Source organism: Sulfurimonas sp. ST-27 (assembly GCF_048081595.1).
GTDB lineage: Bacteria > Campylobacterota > Campylobacteria > Campylobacterales > Sulfurimonadaceae > Sulfurimonas > Sulfurimonas hydrogeniphila.
The window spans coordinates 2088277-2106150 of record NZ_CP182226.1 but is presented as its reverse complement, the minus strand read 5'-3'; the positions used below and the strand labels follow the sequence as shown (position 1 = coordinate 2106150).

At 37.2% G+C, this 17874-nt stretch carries 12 protein-coding genes and 1 other RNA gene; 5 read left to right on the top strand and 8 right to left on the bottom strand.

Annotated features, from left to right (window positions below):
- Positions 1 to 191 precede the first annotated feature (191 nt).
- From ACM66U_RS11035 to ACM66U_RS11015, 5 genes are all read right to left on the bottom strand, one after another.
- A complete protein-coding gene (locus ACM66U_RS11035) occupies positions 192 to 1706 on the bottom strand; it encodes a sodium:solute symporter (protein WP_418640763.1) in 1515 nt (504 codons plus the stop codon).
- The gene (locus ACM66U_RS11030; RefSeq protein WP_418640762.1) at positions 1699 to 3381 is read right to left on the bottom strand and encodes a glycoside hydrolase family 3 N-terminal domain-containing protein; all 1683 of its coding nucleotides are present in this window, start codon (positions 3379 to 3381) and stop codon (positions 1699 to 1701) included. The genes ACM66U_RS11035 and ACM66U_RS11030 overlap by 8 nt, the downstream gene beginning before the upstream one ends.
- Positions 3382 to 3397: 16 nt before the next feature.
- On the bottom strand, positions 3398 to 3943 hold the full coding sequence (locus ACM66U_RS11025) for a hypothetical protein (protein WP_346389767.1): 546 nt from the start codon (positions 3941 to 3943) through the stop codon (positions 3398 to 3400).
- Positions 3944 to 4139: 196 nt separating this feature from the next.
- Positions 4140 to 4237: signal recognition particle sRNA small type (ffs, locus tag ACM66U_RS11020), an RNA gene on the bottom strand.
- Positions 4238 to 4265: 28 nt separating this feature from the next.
- Positions 4266 to 4502, bottom strand: a complete 237-nt coding sequence (locus tag ACM66U_RS11015) for a hypothetical protein (RefSeq protein ID WP_230973287.1) — start codon at positions 4500 to 4502, stop codon at positions 4266 to 4268.
- A 74-nt stretch (positions 4503 to 4576) separates the two neighbouring features.
- On the opposite strand from ACM66U_RS11015, the gene rpmI reads away from it, so the two are divergent.
- From rpmI to ACM66U_RS10990, 5 genes are all read left to right on the top strand, one after another.
- Positions 4577 to 4771: a 50S ribosomal protein L35 gene (gene rpmI / locus ACM66U_RS11010; RefSeq protein ID WP_151899377.1), complete on the top strand. Its 195-nt coding sequence runs from the start codon at positions 4577 to 4579 to the stop codon at positions 4769 to 4771.
- A 107-nt stretch (positions 4772 to 4878) separates the two neighbouring features.
- Positions 4879 to 5238, top strand: a complete 360-nt coding sequence (gene rplT, locus ACM66U_RS11005; protein WP_346389766.1) for a 50S ribosomal protein L20 — start codon at positions 4879 to 4881, stop codon at positions 5236 to 5238.
- A gap of 223 nt (positions 5239 to 5461) precedes the next feature.
- Complete coding sequence (locus ACM66U_RS11000) at positions 5462 to 7735, top strand: methyl-accepting chemotaxis protein (protein ID WP_346389765.1); 2274 nt, start codon at positions 5462 to 5464, stop codon at positions 7733 to 7735.
- Between the two features lie 223 nt (positions 7736 to 7958).
- Positions 7959 to 10346, top strand: a complete 2388-nt coding sequence (locus ACM66U_RS10995) for an EAL domain-containing protein (protein ID WP_418640761.1) — start codon at positions 7959 to 7961, stop codon at positions 10344 to 10346.
- Positions 10347 to 10348: 2 nt separating this feature from the next.
- On the top strand, positions 10349 to 11368 hold the full coding sequence (locus tag ACM66U_RS10990; protein ID WP_418640760.1) for a GGDEF domain-containing protein: 1020 nt from the start codon (positions 10349 to 10351) through the stop codon (positions 11366 to 11368).
- Between the two features lie 7 nt (positions 11369 to 11375).
- On the opposite strand, the gene ACM66U_RS10985 is transcribed toward ACM66U_RS10990, so the two are convergent.
- Genes ACM66U_RS10985 through hrpB form a run of 3 tightly spaced genes read right to left on the bottom strand, consistent with a single transcriptional unit; the run spans position 11376 to position 17686 of the window.
- The gene (locus ACM66U_RS10985) at positions 11376 to 14228 is read right to left on the bottom strand and encodes an EAL domain-containing protein (protein WP_346389762.1); all 2853 of its coding nucleotides are present in this window, start codon (positions 14226 to 14228) and stop codon (positions 11376 to 11378) included.
- Positions 14225 to 15145 (bottom strand): cytochrome-c peroxidase, encoded by a 921-nt coding sequence (locus tag ACM66U_RS10980; RefSeq protein WP_346389761.1) that lies wholly within the window; start codon positions 15143 to 15145, stop codon positions 14225 to 14227. The genes ACM66U_RS10985 and ACM66U_RS10980 overlap by 4 nt, the downstream gene beginning before the upstream one ends.
- 36 nt (positions 15146 to 15181) lie before the next feature.
- On the bottom strand, positions 15182 to 17686 hold the full coding sequence (hrpB, locus tag ACM66U_RS10975) for an ATP-dependent helicase HrpB (RefSeq protein WP_418640759.1): 2505 nt from the start codon (positions 17684 to 17686) through the stop codon (positions 15182 to 15184).
- Between the last annotated feature and the right edge of the window lie 188 nt (positions 17687 to 17874).

The window sequence follows — 17874 nt, the reverse complement described above, 5'->3', positions numbered from 1 at the left end:
CAAGTCATGCTTTAGCATAGAAAGTACGTGTTCCAAAAAAAGCAAAAGAAACGAAAAAAAAGTTTCAATACCATTAGGCTCTCAACGGCTTTTTCGGAACCCGTACTTCAGTGCGGGCTCAAAGTATTAAAATGCTAGCAACAGCCGGACTGAAGTACCGGTTCCAAGACGATAGCAAGCTTTTGCTTAAGCTAATGGTTTATCCTTTTAGTTTGGGCTGTATTGCTTGCGAGATTTGTCTGCGAAGTCCCTGTCTGCATAATCAAAAAAGCAACCAAGGTTCCTAAAACCATCTGCCAGGCAAATCCTATATGAACGCCAAATATATAGGGCTGTAAGGCTAATACACTCACAAAGCCTCCGACAAGGGCAAAGGGAACGGTTGCGGCACTTCCTCTTGTTGTAAAAACCGCCGAGAAAAATACACCTAAAAGTCCGGTGTAGGCAAAGGTCATGACACCCAGGGCAAAACTTACCAGTGAAAGTTCACTTTCTCTTTGCCAAAAATAACTTACAATTGCCATAAAAAAGAGAATAAATGCAAAGATAAGTACGGCTTTTCGGGAAGCTTTTAAAAAATGTATTTCTTTCGTATGGGGATCTTTTTGCAATTTCCACGGTCGGTACAAATCTTCAACGGCGACAGAAGCCATGGCACCCAAAACAGAGTTTGTGCTTGAAAGTGCTGCGGCAATGGCACCGACTGTTACAAGCCCTCTCAGTCCTGAGGGCATTTCATTGAGGATATAATACATAAAAACGGTAATGCTCTCGCCTTGAAAATTCTGACTTACCGTATCTGTCTGGTAATGTACAAAAAGCAGTGCTCCGATGCCAAGAAAAAGCATGACAATTGGAATAGTCAAAACAATGGAGAGAATGAGTGACTGTGCAGCTTCGTTTTTGTTTTTACAGCTGAGTACGCGCTGGGTCATGTCCTGATCAAGCCCGAAAGCGGCTATGTTTAAAAGCAGCCAGCCGCTAAAAAGTGCCATAATGCTGAACTTCCCGTCAAGTGAATTATCTATTACATGTAACTTGTTATGTGCTTGCAGGACTGCTAAAATATCTACATTGTGCAAAGAGAGATACAAATACCAAAAAACCAAAATGCCGGCACCGACATAGGTAAGGGCTTGAATGATATCACTGAAGATGATGGACTTGATACCGCCGAAGTAAGTGTAGGATAAAGCGCCTGCAATTAAAAGAGTGATGGCAACAAGCATATGAAAAAAGCCGATATCCAAAAAAAGTATCATACTCACAGCCAGTGCGCCGATGTAGAGCCGTGCCCCGCTTGCCATAATGCGTCCAAGCAAAAACATGATGCCTGCCTGCTTTTTGGCACGTTCGCCGTAGCGTGTTTGTAAAAGTTCATAGACGGTGACAACTTTGTATTTGTAAAATTTCGGGACAAAAACAATGCTGATAAAGATAACAGCCACCAGCGCAGAAAAGTAAAAACCTATAAAGGTAAAATCATGGACATAGGCAAACTCCGGAACACCCAAAAAGGTTGCAGCAGACTGAGAAGTTGCTACGATAGAGACAGCAACGGCGAGCATAGGCATGGTGTTTGCACTGACAAAATAATCCCTTGAGGAACTGATTTTGAATTGAGAAAAAAGGTAGGAACTGATGGCAAGTATAAGAAAATAAGAGGCAAAAACAAACCAGTCAAGAGAGGAAAAGCCGTTATTCATCCGCGCCTCTGAGGTGCAAAGTATGCAGCCCTTGTCTGACTTTATGCATAAACTCTGCTCCGGGATCTGCTTTTTGTGTTCTGTAGTTTGCATCATGTTCCAGCCAGAGGGGATTGTTTTGCATTTTTGTGTATTCGTAATGCCCGATGAGGTAGGTAATGTCAGGATATTGTTGTTTGAGATATTTTACAAGGGCAATGTTTGCACGTACCTGCGCAGGGGTTAAATCCTCTTTTTTGTTTGCCTCACCGCCGACGTTTTCTATGCCTATACTTGAGTAGTTGAGTCCGATGACATGGCGTGCCATAACATCATCTGGCATCAGCTGGTAAATTGTTCCGTCTCGGTCCACCAAATAGTGTGCCGAGACATTCAAAGCAGAAGCTTTGGCTATATCTTTTCTGTCACTAAGAAGTTTTTGCGGGTAGAGTCTGGCAAAACTTTTGTTAAGATCCATAACGGCAGTCCAGTGCAGAACAATTATTTTTGGCTTTATTTTTATCTCCTTTACATGTAAGCCGTAATGTTTTTGAATATATGCCCGCGTTAATGCTTTACGCTCTTTTTCAAATATGACAGGCTTTTGTACAAGTCTGTTTTTGAAATGCAGATTTGTGATTCGTGCATTGGATGCTATAATTTTGCTGAGCGGAATCTTTTTATTTTTGACCTGCTTGAAAATAGTCTCAACTATCTCTTGCGTCGAATTGTGTGCAAGCTGATTGCCAAAGAGTAAAATATTCACCCCTGCATTGATTGCCAGAGTCAGGGCATCTTTGAGTGAATAATTTGCAGAGATAGCCTTCATCTGCATATCATCACTGATGATGACGCCCTGAAAGTGCAATCTGTTGCGTAAAAGTTCTGTATTTATTTTATAAGAGAGTGTTGCCGGATATTTGTCATCCAAATGTGCATTAAAGACATGTGCAGTCATAATGGCATCTGCCTTATGGGCTTTGATGAGGATTTTATAAGGCTCCAGTTCTTTTTTGCTCCAGGTATTTGTGATGTCAACAAACCCTTTATGGGAATCTCCGAGTGAGGAACCGTGCCCGGGAAAATGTTTTAAAACAGAAAGGACATTGTGGCGTGTCTGGGCGTCTATCATTGTCTGTGCATATTTTGCAACCTCTTTGGGATCGCTTCCGTAAGAACGCTCCAAGCCTACTATGACTTTGTTGTCTGGGTTGGTGCTTAAATCGAGTACGGGGGCAAAATTTACATTGATACCGCTGTTTTGGAGCATTTGAGCCTGAGCCTTGTAAATTTGCTGTGCTGTTTGCAAAGGCATACATGAAACAGCAGCAGCAGAGGGGATTTTGACAAAGCCGTATTGTGGTTTGAGCCTGCTGACCTTGCCGCCTTCCTGGTCGACGGCTATAAAAAGTGGTTTGTGTGCAAAATATTGTAAATGCTGGGTAAGTTTTTTCAGCTGATAGGGTGAGAGGATATTTTTAACTCTTTGTTTGTCTGTATAAAACCGGTCAAAAAGAATCACGCCGCCCAAATCATACTTTTGTATATCTGAAACTATTTGGGACGTCGCTTCTACATAACTTTCATCAAAGCCGACAATCAGCATGCGCCCTATCATTTTTTTGAGTTGCGTATCTGTAGGCACTGTGGCATGAAGCGTTATGTAGAGACTTAAAAAAAGTAAAAAGATGCGCATTATAAGTAATCCTGATTTAGATATGCTTTTGCAATACTCTATTTATATCATGAATAACATTAAACAAAAGTGATTTTGTATTTTCTTTTGTAATGGTGTGTGGTGCAAAATGGTCGCTGACAACTTTTAGAATATGAAATTTTTCAATGGCAGGGTTGTGAACAACCGCCTCATAAAAACCAAAACTTTCCATATCAACGGGTGTTTCGTGTTGTATTGCGGCTGCTTCGTCTTTACATGTAAGCGTATGTTTGTCAGAGCAAAAGGGATAAACGGTATTGTGATAGACTACAGTACCTATTTCTAAAAGTTCTCCGATTTTATGCTGCTTTGGTGCACCGCAGATACCGACATTGAGATAAATGTCTTCTTTTGTAATGTCAAAATTGTCAATCAGCGTCTGCGTCGCAAGTCTGGCATTGTCAACCCCGATACCGCTGATAATGAGTCTGATATCTGTGTTTGTAAAAAGTGTATAGTTTTGCAGTTTGTTTTTTTTGAGTCTGTATTTGTCAACGAAGGCCTGAGCTTCAGGTTTGAGAGCGGTTACTATGTAGAGCATAGTTTTTCTTTTTTATTTTTTAAGCCTAAACTATACAATAGGAATTTCTAAAATTTGTCTATGCTTGTGATGAAGGAGCGTTTAATAAAAATTTAAAGCTACCTAATTGGTAGTGTAAATTTTTAATGAATGTTACTTTGTTACAATGATAGATGAAGTTTTTAATTCTCTATTATATAGTTTAGGCTTTAGGTGCCTCTCTCCAGATGGCTGCGGCACATAGCGTACTAAGGCGTGCTGCTGTATTCCTACCCTGACACATTACCTCAGTGCACCATTGCACAGGTCTAAAGAGAAGCGGTGAAATTATAGCAGATTTTTCTTAATCTTCTCTATATTTTGAAATGCCGCAGGGCTGATTTGGTGTTGGCGGGTGCTCTTTTAGGTAGGTTAAATCTTCTAAAGTCTGGTCAAGTACCCGTTTTTGCTGCAAAATCGGCAGCATCAGATTGTCTTTTTCATTGAGCGGAATACTCCAGTCGAGTAAAATCTTTTGTACTTCGTCATCGAGTTCTTTGAGGGCATTTTTTATATGTTTTATGGAATTATCTATCATCATGGCAGAAGTATAGCAAAATTTTAGAAAAGTTTGGGTATAATTGCACTTCCAAAATTTTACGAAAAGGATTATCGATGCCAAAAATGAAATCGGTAAAAGGCGCTGTAAAGCGTTTTAAAGTGAAGAAGAACGGTCAGATCAAACGCGGAACAGCGTTTAGAAGCCATATTCTTACAAAGCAGGATGCAAAAACTCGTCGTAAGCAACATGCTCCAAAAGTAGTTGCCAAGTCAGATGCAAAAAACATTAAGGAAATGATCGTTAGCTAGGCTAAGAGTATCATTAATCTCCAATTTTAAGTAATTGGGCAAGACCACCCGAGAGTGGCACCCTGACTACATGTAAAGTAGCTGGGTAAAGAAACAAAAGGAAAGATATGCCAAGAGTTAAAACAGGTGTTGTTCGCAGAAGAAGACACAAAAAAATATTAAAATTAGCGAAAGGTTTTTACAGCGGTCGCCGTAAACACTTCAGAAAAGCTAAAGAGCAGATAGAACGCTCATTAATGTATGCGTTCCGTGACAGAAAGCAGAAAAAACGTGAATTCCGTAAACTATGGATTATCCGTATCAATGCTGCATGTCGTTTAAACGGGATGAACTACTCAACTTTTATGAACGGACTTCACAAGTCTGGTATCGAACTTGATCGTAAAATTCTTGCTGATATGGCAATGAACGATGCGGCTGCATTTACTGCAGTTGTTGAAGCTTCTAAAGCTGCATTGGCAAAATAACCTTCTATTTCAAAAGCCTTCAGGGCTTTTGTTATTACTTACATATTACTTACAATCTTCTCTACGCTATATTTCAAATCTTAAGTCAGTATAATAAAATATTATATTTTTAAACACTCTGAGTTTTTAATATTGATTACACTTATCAGATACTGTTTAATTTTATTGTATATTGAATTTTTTTTTGATATAATCTTTAACTGTAAAAAAAAAGGATTATTTTATGACAATCAAAACAAAATTAGTATCTGTTGTTATAGCGGTTATTATTGTATTGGCATCAGCTATTACCTACGTATCTATTACAAAGTCCAAAGAGGCTATAGATAAGAGTGAATTTGATAAGCTTAGCAGTGTAGAGGTGTCTAAGCATGGGGAAATTGCAAATTATTTTGATTATCTTGGTGGTCTTCTTACTTCTTTGGCAGGGCAAGAAGGAACAAAAGAAGCTTTTGTTTCTTTAGATAATGGTTTTTATAAGCTTGAAAATGAACTGCACCTGGATATAGAAAAAGTAAAAGCTACATTAAAGAAAAATTATAAAAATGAGTATTTGAATGCAGTAAATTATAATGTGCCAAATGCAGCAAAACCCAAACCGCTAGAAGAGTATTTACCGCGTGAAGATGATGCATTGGTTGCACAATATATTTTTATTGTAAAAAATCCTGCGAAATTGGGTGAAAAAAATAAAATGGCTTTTAATCCAAAATATGACAGCAGTTATATGCGCGCCCATAAAAAATACCATACTTCTTTTGATAAGTTTTTAAATTCTTTTAGCCTGTATGATATCTTTTTGGTAAATATGAGAGGAGATGTTGTTTATACAGATTTTAAAGAAAAAGATTTCGCGACAAATCTCAAAAAGGGTGTTTATGCAGATACAGGGCTTGCTAAAGCGTACAAAAAAGCCTTAAGGATGAAAGAAGGTGAAATTGCATTTGATGATTTTTCTCCTTATGAGCCAAGTTACAATTCTCCGGCATCTTTCATAGCAACACCAATTTTTATAAATGGTACCAAAAAAGGTGTCTTGATTTTTCAAATGCCTGTGGATGTTATAAATTCTATTATGCGTTTTAATGATGATTTTGAAAAAGCAGGGTTAGGAAAAAGTGGGGAGTGTTATCTCGTTGGCAGTGATTATTATATGCGAAGTAATTCCAGGTTTCAAAAAGAGATAAAAGATAAAGTAGTACAGGAATTAGGGACTACGATAGGAGTATGGAAAGTAAAAACGCCTTCAACTGAGGCAGTAATAACTGGAGAACGCAAACGCGGGCAATGGATTATAAAAGATTACAGAGGTATTTCGGTTCTTAGCGTTTACGAAGAATTAAGTATTTTTAATGGACAGGGAAAATGGGTAGTTGTGGCTGAGATTGATGAAGCAGAAGCCTTTGCCCCTGCCTACAAGTTAAGAAATTATCTTTTAATTATATCTTTAATTATCATTATTATCTCTGTTGGAATATTACTGTTTATGATCTATAAAATTATTATCAATCCTTTAAATAAAATTGTGCAATATATTCAGCATATATCCAATGGTGAAAATATTGATTTGACAAAAGAGTTGAAAATGAAAGGGGATGATGAAGTTTCGATTATTGCACAAAACCTTTCTCGTGTTATGTCACAGTTAAGAGATTTACTCTCTGAGGTTAAAGTAACATCAGAAGAAAATGCTTCAATTTCACAAGAACTTTCACAAAGGGCTATAAGTGTGGGCAAAAATGTTGAGAGTTCAGTGGCAATAGTAAAAGAAACAACATCAAATGCAAAAGAGATACAAAATGAAATAGCTACGGCAATCACAGAGGCTCAAGAATCGAAAAATGATATTATAAATGCAAATGAAAATTTAGAAATGGCGAAAAACAATATTATTTCTTTAGCATCAAAAATTCAAACAACAGCAGAATCTGAGTCAGATTTAGCACAAAATATGGAGACTCTTTCTCATGATGCGAGTGAAGTGAAAAATGTATTAACTATTATTTCTGATATAGCAGATCAGACAAACTTGCTTGCTTTAAATGCTGCTATAGAAGCAGCACGAGCGGGTGAACATGGACGTGGATTCGCTGTTGTAGCTGATGAAGTCAGAAAACTAGCAGAGAGAACTCAAAAAACACTCTCTGAAATTAATGCTACAATAAATGTTGTTGTCCAGTCTATAATTGATGCTTCAAATAAGATGATTTCCAATTCTGATGAAATTCAGGAGTTGGTAACAATCGCTCAAGATGTGGAAGAAAGAATTAATTCTACTGTCACGACTGTGAATAAGGCGGTGGATGCAAGTGATAGAACGGTTAAAGATTTCGAAGATACAGGTAGAAATGTAGGTGAAATTGTAGGAAAAGTCGAAGAAATTAATGAAATATCATCAACAAATGCGCACAGTGTGGAAGAAATAGCTGCTGCGGCAGAACATCTTAATGTAATGACAGATGAACTTAATATGAAATTAACAACTTTTAAAATTTAATAGAAAAATTGTGAGACCGTTTAAAGTTCTGTGTTAATCTTCCAGGTCCATTTGGGCCTGATTCTCAAAATCACTTCTTTCAACTCTTTTTTATTAAATTTATCTTAGAATGCACAACCTTGTGTTTTTTGGATACTGATTATGACATTACTAGAAAAGCGGAAACGCTGTTTAGCTGTACTTTTTGCAATAAAGATGAAAACAATCCATAGAGCATGCACAAATGATTGAAAACAGTAAAGCAGAAATTTTGCCAAAATTTGAAGAACAGGAATTTGAAAATCTGATAGGTACCATACAGGATAATTTAAAAATCCTTAAATTTGTACTCAACAGTGTGCCGATAGGTATTTTTATATATCAGCCCAATATTGTCTATGCAAACAACTACACACTGCGGCATTTTAAAATAGACGCAAAAGAGCTTTTTTCCTATACTCCAGAGATGCTCCTTGACAAAAGTACCCCGCAGCATGTTCGCAAAGACCTCATAAGCAAAGATACCGGTATCAAAAACTACGAACTGAGATTAAATGTAAAAGGTGTCATTTTAGATGTTATTGCCGTTTCGCAGACTATTGTCTACAAAGGCAAACCGGCAGGTATTATCTGGTTTATAGACAATACAAAGTTTAAAGAGATAAAAGAAGAGTTTTCTGAGTTGCTGCACTATTTGCCGATTGTGGCCTATAAAGTACGTATATTTAAAGACAAAAGTTTTCAGGTAACTGTTTCAAAGGCTATAAAAAAGTTAACAGGTTTTACTTCTAAAGAAGCAGAATCAAATTTATTTTGGTGGCAGGAACATATTTATGAAGCAGACAGAGACAGAATGCTCAAAGCGCAGAAGGCTCTTGTTGCAAACAAGTATATGCAACACCAGTACCGAATAGTATGCAAAGACGGCTCTTATATCTGGATTGATGACAGGCTTGTAAATCTGAATCGCGGTGATATGATTCTAGATATTTTAGGTTTTTGGAATGAAATAACCGTACTGAAACTCCATGAATTTGCAAATCAGGCAATAGCTGAAATCAATCAACATTTTATTACACAAAGCGATGAAGAACGGATCCTGTTTTGTATATGCAAACATTTTGTTGAGAGTGAATTTTGTGAGCAGGTTGTTTTAACACGAAAGTCAGGAAAGAAATACCGTTATCCCGAGAATGATATAAAAGATTTTGTCATGCAAAAACATCTGAAAGTTGCTTATGCAGAAGAGGTTTTAAAAATTGTTTTTTATTTTCAAGCCAAAATAACAAAACCGGAAGTTTTTGAAGGTATTTTGAATATGTTTAAAAACAATGTGGAAACCGGGCTGAAGGCTCTTAGGGATGCAAGAAAACTGAATTATCTGACCTACCATGAGTTTCTTTGCGATTATCCTAATGATAACGCGCTTAGAAAAAAACTAAAAAAGTATAAAGAGCCTTTTGCTCTGCTGATTATCAATATACGTTCTTTTTCAAATATTAACCTTCTGTATGGCTTTTCATTCGGAAATAAAGTACTTTGTGCGGTGGCGGATATAATGAAGGAGAGTTTGGCAGTCACCGACTCTGTTTATCATCTTGCAGGTGATAAATTTTGTCTTTTTATTAAAGATGTGAACCAGCTCAAAAAAATTGCCAAGAAAATAGCCAACCAGTGTGCACATAGTATTTTTGTCAAGCAAAGGCACATTCCCGTCAGTTGCAGATTCGGCATAGCAAAATACCCTCAAGACAGCGAAAACAGCTTAGAAGTAAGAGATTTAGCGATGACGGCACTCTCTTATGCAAGCAAACACAAACAAGAGATAGCAGTATATGAGCCTAAAATGAAAGAGACGTTAAGTACATACATTGAGACGGAAACAGTACTCATTGATGCAATAGAAAATAATGCCTTTGTGCTGCATTATCAGCCTGTAACAGATGTAAAAACAGAAAAAATTCTGCACTGTGAAGCACTTATCAGGCTTAAAGATAAAAACAATAAGCAGATAGTGCCGGAGTATATGATACATGTCGCAGAAGAGCTTGGGCTTATTAAAAAAATCACAAAGATTGTTATAACAAATGTTGCAAAGCAGCAGCAGATCTGGCAAAAAAAAGGTTTGCATGTAACGGTTGCTGTCAATATTTCTTCTTATGATGTAGAGAGTGAAGAATTTCTGGATTTTTTTGAAGAGACCATGACAAAGTATGGCCTGAACAATAAGAGTATAGCAATTGAAATTACAGAAAGAACAGCGGTACAAAATTATGCGGCAGCAGAAAAATTTTTGCAGGTTATGAAACAGCTTGGCATATCTGTAGAGATTGATGATTTTGGAATAGCACACTCTTCACTGTCTCAAATAACGCAAATGGAATTTGATACACTTAAAATAGACAAGTCTTTTATTGATAAAATTATACAAAGCGACAAAGAGCGAGAAATTGTAAAGATTATAATTGAGATGGCAAAGGTTTTAAATGTTACAACTTTGGCAGAAGGTGTTGAGAGCAAAGAGCAACTTGAATGGCTTAAAAAGAATGGCTGTGATATGATACAGGGGTATTATATTTCCAAACCGTTGAGTGCTCAAGATTTTGAAGCATATTTTTCTTTAAGGGGCTAAGATTGAATACAGATCTGCAAAAACAGTATGTTCACAATGAATATATACAGACCTATTTTCGTCTTTTTTTTATTGCTCTATCGGTTATTGCCATTACGTATTATACTTTTGTTGAGCATGCGCTTAGTGTTGAAGTCTATAAGTATATTATGCTGTTTCCTGTTTTGATGCTGAGTTTAATTGCCGTATATATGTTTATAGTTTACAAATATCCCTATTTTCTCCAAAACCAACGAATTGTTTTTATGAGCTTTGTTGAAACAACAGCAACTGGTTATGTTATGTACCTGACAGGACCGCTTTCGGCATATTTTCCTGCTTTGCTGTTATGGTTTTGTATAGGGTACGGAGTACGGTATGGAGAAAAGATAGGATTTGTCACCTATGGTATAGTTTTAATTACCTGGCTTGTTCTGCTCAACACCAGCCCGTTTTGGATACAAAACAGAGCACTCGGTTTTGGCTGGTTTATTGCTTATCTGGTTATTCCTCTGTATTTTTTCAAATTGCTGCAAAAACTTCATAGCGATGTGAAAACATTCAACTACAAAGCGACACATGATCCCTTGACAGGTCTTCCAAACAGATTTTTATTTGACGAAGTTTTATATCAATATTTAAAAGGCAAAAACTTTGCGTTGATATTTGTAGATTTGGACGGCTTTAAAGAGATAAATGACTCTTTTGGACACCTCACCGGCGATAAAGTTTTAGTGGAAGCATCCAAAAGAATAGAGCAGATAACTGATTTTACCTCTCGTTTGGGCGGAGATGAATTTGTTTGTATTGTGACATATGAGACAAAAAATGAATTAAAAGACCGATTAGACAAACTTGTTGCAAATCTTCAAAAAAATTGTCCAAATGAGCATATAAATCTTTCTGCAAGTATAGGTGTTTCACTTTATCCGAATGATTCTTTGTCTGCACATGAATTAAAGAAGAAAGCAGATGCGGCAATGTACAAAGCCAAGGAATCCGGAAAAAACAGATATTTTTTATACAGTGAGCTGGCCAGTTAAAAAATATTTACAGAATCTTTTCAGAGAATCTTTCAATAATCTCTTTACATGTAACCGGTCGTGAAAAAAGATAACCCTGTCCAAAATCACAGTTTGCTTCAGCCAGAAACTCTTCCTGGTCCTGTGTTTCGATGCCTTCGGCAACTATCATATATTCGAGTGTTTTTGAAAGCGCTATAATTGCTTCGATGATGACATTGTCCGAACTGCCGTTGGCTATGTCATCGACAAAAGATTTGTCTATTTTGATGGTATCTGTCGGGAGTTGTTTGAGATAGGACATAGAGGAGTACCCTGTACCGAAGTCATCGATTGAAATTTTAAATCCGTAGTTTCTGAAGTTTTGCAAAATATCCATATTGGCAACGGTGTGCTCCATTATGAAGCGTTCAGTGATTTCAATCTCTATCTCATGCGGTTGGACATTGTGTTTTGCCGCTATGGCTAAAAAAGTTTCCAAAAGATTGGCTTCTTTAAACTGCAAACTGGAGACATTGATAGCAATGCAGTGTATGTGAATGTTTGCTTCTTTCATTTGCTTAAATGCTTTGCAGGACTCTTCAAAGACGAAGTACCCAAGTGGGATAATCGTACCGTTTTCTTCGGCGACAGGAATAAATTTGTCAGGGGTAACATTGCCAAGTTTTGGATTTTTCCATCGGACAAGAGCTTCAACAGAGTGGATGGTTTTTGTTTTGAGTCTGTATTGTGGTTGAAAAACCATAAAAAGTTCATTGTTTTGCAAAGCGTTACGAAGTGCCATGTCAATGTCGAGTCTGTGCTGTATGTTGCGTGAAAGCTCTTGTGTGTAGTAGCGGAAGTTGTTTTTTCCTGACTCTTTGGCAAGATACATCGCACTGTCGGCATGTTTTATGAGTGTCTGGGAATCTTCTCCGTTTTGCGGATAAACGGCTATACCGATACTTGCCGTAGTGATAAGCGAGTGCTCATTTACATGTATGGGTTCTTCAAGGTTTTTTATAATGTTTTGAGCGACTATTGCCGCATCGCTTGCAAGTGTCAGGTTTTCCAAAATTATAACAAATTCGTCACCGCCCCAACGGGAAATAAAGTCACTTTCTCTGAGTGTCGTTTTCAGTCTTGAAGCAACAGTTTTTAAAACTTCATCTCCTATGTCATGCCCGAGTGTATCATTGATGATTTTAAAACGGTCCAGGTCTATAAACAATACAGCCAAAATATCCTTGTTTCTTTTGCTTATTATGAGTGCATGTTGCAAATACTCTTCAAAGTTGACACGATTGGAAAGCCCCGTAAGCGCATCATGATAGGCAAGATAATCCGCTTTTGCCTGTGAAGTCTCTATCTCTCTGAGGTCGGTCTGCACTGCAGTATAGTTGAGAACATCGCCTTTGGAGTTTGTGATTTTTTTAATTGTTGACCAAAGAGGAATCAGTTCACCGTTTTTGGTTTTATTGACAAATTTTCCTTTCCATATTCCGTGTTCTATCAGTTGATTCCAAAGATCTTTGTAAAAACTTGTATCCTGTATTCCCGAATGGAGAAACTTGAGACTTTTACCTTTTACTTCAGCAAAAGAGTAGCCGTATATATTTGTAAAAGCACGGTTGATAGAGATAATTTTTCCCTCTGAATCTGTTATGATGATGGACTCTTCTGTATTGTCAAAAACACTGGCTGCCTGGGCGAGTTGTTTGTTTTTTTCTATATATTCTGTGATGTCAAGCTTAAGCGCAATATAGTTCACCAGTTTTCCCTGAAGAAAAATCGGAACGATGGAAGCCTTTTCGTATAAAAGAGAGCCGTCTTTTCGTTTGTTGATAAACTGTCCCTCCCATTTTTCCCCTTTGGCAAGTTTTGCATTGAGTTCTTCATAGAGAGCCGGGTCCTGAATATCTGATTTTAAGATTCTTGGATTTTGTCCCAGTACTTCTTGTGCTTTGTATTTTGTTGTTTTTTCAAATGTTTCGTTGACATAGACGATATTTCTTTGTGCATCTGTGATGACTACAATGTTGTCACTGTGTTCTATGGCATATTTAAATGCCAAAAGTTCTTTTTTTGTTTTGTTTGACTGAAGATGTGAAAAAATAAGTATAAATAAAATCGAAACAGTTACAAGGAAAAATACTATCATCAGCCATGTCTGGTGCTGCAAGTCTTTTTCATAGTCAAGTGTTATATGACGCTTGAGTGCTTCGAGTTGCCTGTAAAGCGGATTTGTCTGTACTTCTTGTGAAACCTCTTTGAGTGATTGGAGTGTTTGGAGCATTACTTTTGCGTGCATATAAAAAGTATAAAGATATTGACTGTTTTTATTGCGGGCAATTATTTTAAGTTCATGAAGCTTTTTTTGTATGGTTTTTTTATCTATATATTCACTTGAAGCATATCGTAAGATATAAAAAAGAGCCTCATTTGTAAGGTTCTTTGCCTGAAGAGAAATATCAGCTGCATTGGAAATTGTCGTATGCAGACCAAAAAGAAAATGGGAGCTGTTTATAAGAGCAGAGTTTTGTGCTTTGAAGTATTCTAAATCATCAGCTTTTTTTTGAAAGTTTTGTGCAATTTTTTCTAAAAGAGGTGCAGTATTTTTATTGTATTTTTGCATATCCTGACGCAGGCTTTTTAAAATTTTCTCAAATTGTTTTTTTTGCTGGTCAACTGTATCATAATTTGTGAATTTATTTGCAGTGAATGTAAAGTCATTGAGTTCTCTGTCTATAAGTTGCAGTTGGGTTATTTTATTGCTTTGGAGTGAAAAATGACTCATGTTTTCTTTGATTTTGTAGCCGTTTACAAACATTATAAAAATAAAAAGGATGAAAACAAAGAGTATGAATGTAGTTTTATCGGTATGCTTTAATTTTTTTCTCATTTTGGCTCAATATTTTTAGGAAGTTCACCGTTGAGAGACTGTAAAAAAGCAGTTATTTTCGCAATCTCTTCTTTTGTAATATGACGACCGAGTTGATACTGAGACATAATTTCTACCGCTTTTTTCAAATCATAGGTACGCCCGTCATGGAAATAGGGTGCCGTCCTTGCAATGTTTCGAAGCGAGGGGACTTTAAAAAAGTATTTGTCCCGCTCTTTATGGGTAATATTGTATCTTCCCAGCCACTCGGAATTTGATTCATTGAAAATACCAAATTTGTTATAAAGATTGCCGCCAATGTTCTCTCCGTGATGGCAGCTTACACACCCCTTTGACTTAAAAAGTGCATATCCCTCTTTTTCTTTTTGAGTGAGAGCACTTTTATCACCCCTGAGATATATGTCAAAGCGGGAGTTTGGCGTGATGAGTGTTTTTTCATATTCCGCGATGGCATCTGTAATATTATTTTTGGTAATACCGTCATTATAAATTGCATCAAAAAGTTTTTTGTATTTGCTTTTTTTGAGTTTTGGTATGATCTCTTCAAAGCTAGAACCCATTTCAACAGGATTTTCAATAGGTCCAATGGCCTGTTCCTGCAGATTTTTTGCCCGACCGTCCCAAAACTGTCGAAAATTAAAAACAGCATTATAAACAGTAGGTGCATTCACTGAGCCTTCTTGCCCTTGAATACCAAAAGAGAATTTTAACCCGTCATCTCCGCCATTGTATAAGTCGTGGCAGCTTGCACAGCTGATAGTATTATCATGCGATAAAATAGGATCAAAAAAGAGCGCTTGACCGAGTTTTGCCTTTGCCTGATTGACCTGTACACTTTGCGGTAAAGGTGTAATAGGCTCATTTGCCGTTAGCAAAGTAACATAAAAAGAGAAGATGAGAATTATTATTTTATACATACTGTAATATTATCACAAATAACCTAAAACAATATTTCATTGTCCGTACATATGTTTTTTCGTTTTACTCGTAGCAACAGCTTCAAAAGGATTTTGCGGCCAATAATGCCTTTTGTATTTTCCCCGTAACTCTTTTGCGACCTCGGCATAAGAGTTCTCCCAAAAGCTTTTTAAATCATAAGTGATTTGTATGGGTTGCATAGCCGGTGTGAGGAGATGCATCTGTAAAGGGAGTGTGCCGTTTAACACTTTGGGTGTTTCATGAAGTCCGAACACTTCTTGTATCTTTACATGTAAAGAGGGTTTGTGAACGTCGGTGTAATCTATATGAATACTTGAACCGCTTGGTACTGTAATACTTTGGGGTACCTGAGTGTCCAAAAGCTGCTGCTGTTCCCATGTCAAGAGTGAGCGTAACAGCGCATAAATATCTAAACTTTCCAACTCTTTTATGCTTGCAATGTTGTCAAGATGAGGCTCCAGCCAAAGGTCAAGTCTCTCAAGCAGCGCTGTATCACTAAAGTCTGCAAACTCTTGATGATGGTGTAAAAAATTGACTCTTTCTTTGAATTTTACAGCTTTTTTGCTCCATGTCAAAAGTTCCAGACCCTCTTTTTTTATTAACTCTGTAAGCAGTTTTTGAAAATCTTGCCCTTTTGCAACCTGTATCGGTTTTGCAAAAAGAAGCAGTTTTAAAAAGTAAGTCTCTTCTCTTATGTCAAACTTCTTGTTCTCTTTGTTGTAGTTTATTGTTTGTTTGGTGTGCATAAAGGAAGAAAAGTATTGCTCAATCTGTGTCATTGTTACACTCAGTGCCAGATTTATAAGTGAGTCTTTGGCATGTGCATGGAGATTTGCCACAACCAGGTACTCTTCATTGCGCAAAGTGTCTTCGTCATGAAGCATGGCGCCTTTTGCGTTGCTGAGTATGTATTTGTTACTGTTGCTGTCTCTCCGTCTAGCGAGTCTGTCAGGGTAGGCAAAAAGGAGCAGTACCCCGAGTATATCTTTGTCAAGTGAACTGTTTTTTTTGTGTACCTGTTTGATATTTTTGAGTTTTTTATAAAAAAACTCTGCTTCGCGGAGTACTTCTTTGGCTCTGAATGTATGGATATAGCTACTGTTGAAGTCTTGCTCAATAAGATGTATATATCGCGGCAGTATGTCACTCTCTTTTGATGCATCTTTAAAAATATCTTTTTCTCCCAAAAGTGAGGCCAGCAGACAGGCTTCATAGGCAAAGCCCAAATCATTTGCTTTTAAAATCATATAGGAAAATCTTGGATGCAGTCCCAGACTCAGAGCATCTCTGCCAAAAGCGGTGATTTTGAAAGAAGTATCAAGCATTGCAAGTTCTTGCAAAATTTTTTTTGTTTTTTGAGTAGTGTCGGGATGCGGAATATCCAAAAATTTCAGTTCGCAAAAGTCATCAACACCCCATAAAGCCAAATCCAGCATCAGTGAGCTTAAATCCGTCCGGAGTATTTCGGGTTTTGTGGACGGTTGCAGTATTTTTGATGCATGCCACAGCCTGTAGCAGACTCCGTTTGAGAGCCTTCCGGCTCTGCCTGCTCTTTGAACGGCGGCATCTTCTGAGACAAAGGACATTTCCAAATGATTCATCGCATTGGCATGGTTGTAGCGTGAGAGCTTCTCCAGACCCGAGTCTATCACGACTGTCACGCCCTCTATGGTCAGAGATGTCTGTGCAATGTTTGTACTGAGTATGATTTTTCGTTTTGAGGAGGAGGAGAGTGCCCTGTCCTGTTCTTTTTTTGAGAGTGAAGAGTAGAGCGGTACAATGAGGACATCTTTGCTAACGGTATTAAGAAGTGCATTTTGCAAATTTTTTATCTCTTTGACTCCTGGCAAAAAGACTAAAATATCTCCTGTATGCTTTTTTAATGCCTGCAGTGTCGTTTTGAGAAGCAAAGTATTCAAAGAGCGTGCGTCAGGTTGTTTTGTTTTGATATCAAGATATATATTTTGTACATCATATCTTTTCCCTTTTGAAGTTATCACGGGAATATCACCGAGCAGGGAGGAGATTTCGTTTGCATTGAGTGTGGCGGACATAATCAGGATTTTCAACTCATCACGTAAGAGTTCCTGTACCTGCAAAGACAGCGCAAGGGACAAATCAGTGTGAATACTGCGTTCATGAAACTCATCAAAAACAATCATAGCTACATCATCCAAAGTCTGATTGCTTTGGAGTTTGCGTACTAAAACAGCTTCGGTAACAACCAGAATTTTGGTGTTTTTTGAATAAACACTGTCCATTTTTATCTGATAGCCCACACGCTCTCCAAGTGGTTCACCCAGAAGTTTCGCCATTTGCGAAGCAACCATCCGGGCAGCCACGCGCCGCGGCTCAAGCATAATGATCATTTTGTTTCCAAGCCAGGCTTCATCAAGCAAAGAGATAGGCACAACAGTGCTTTTTCCTGCCCCGGGAGGAGCCTGTAAAACAAGCCTGTTATTATTTTGCAGTGATTTTTTTACATCTTCTAAGACGTCATGTATCGGTAGGTTTATCATATAGAGTATTATAGCATTTTATCCAAATAATTTTTTCTTATTTAAATGTTTATAAAAACTGATACTGCTTTTTCCAGTGTGTAATTTTTACTCACTTTTATTATTAATTTATATTATAACATCAAAAAATTATAAAAATTATATTTTCGTGATACAGTTACGATAAATTTTTAAAATATGGAGTAAAA